At 66.4% G+C, this 599-nt stretch carries 1 protein-coding gene; it reads right to left on the bottom strand.

Features of this window, described 5'->3' with window-relative positions:
* The coding region (locus EFAMC2_RS02540) for a KUP/HAK/KT family potassium transporter (RefSeq protein WP_187325105.1) at positions 1-599 on the bottom strand (599 nt) is incomplete at both ends.

The raw sequence follows: 599 nt of genomic DNA, 5'->3' as shown, positions 1-599 counted from the left end.
AGCCACGCGCCCTGGCCCATGTAGTTGAGGATGAGGCAGGCCTTGACGAGCGGCCAGCTGGCGTAGATGTTGGCCTTGCCCACATGTCCCATGTCAGAATAGAGGGCCTCGGCGCCGGTGGTGGCCAGGAAGACGAAGCCCAGCACCATGATGCCGGAGTGGTTCATGGGCGAGAACAGGAACATGACGCCGCGCACCGGGTCGAGCGCGCGCAGGATGCCGGGGTTGCCCAGCATGTTGACGAGGCCGGCGCCGCCCAGGAACAGGAACCAGAACGTCATGACCGGGCCGAAGAGCTTGCCGATGCTCGAGGTGCCGGCCCTCTGCATCACGAACAGCATGCAGATGATGGCGATGGTGATGGCGACCACCTTGCCCTGGCCGTCGCCGAGAAGGGCGTGGCCGAGCGGGATGGTCCTGAGGCCCTCGATGGCCGTGGTTACGGTGACGGCCGGAGTGAGGATGCCGTCGGCGAGCAGGGCCGCGCCGCCGATCATGGCGGGCAGGATCAGCCACTTGGCGCAGCGCCGCACGAGCGAGTAGAGCGCGAAGATGCCGCCCTCGTTGTGGTTGTCGGCCTTCATGGCGATGACCACGTA

The sequence above is a fragment of the Olsenella uli genome (assembly GCF_901212655.1).
In the GTDB taxonomy this organism is placed as follows: domain Bacteria; phylum Actinomycetota; class Coriobacteriia; order Coriobacteriales; family Atopobiaceae; genus Parolsenella; species Parolsenella uli_A.
The sequence above is the reverse complement of the archived record's forward strand: the minus strand, read 5'-3'. Positions and strand labels throughout refer to the sequence as shown.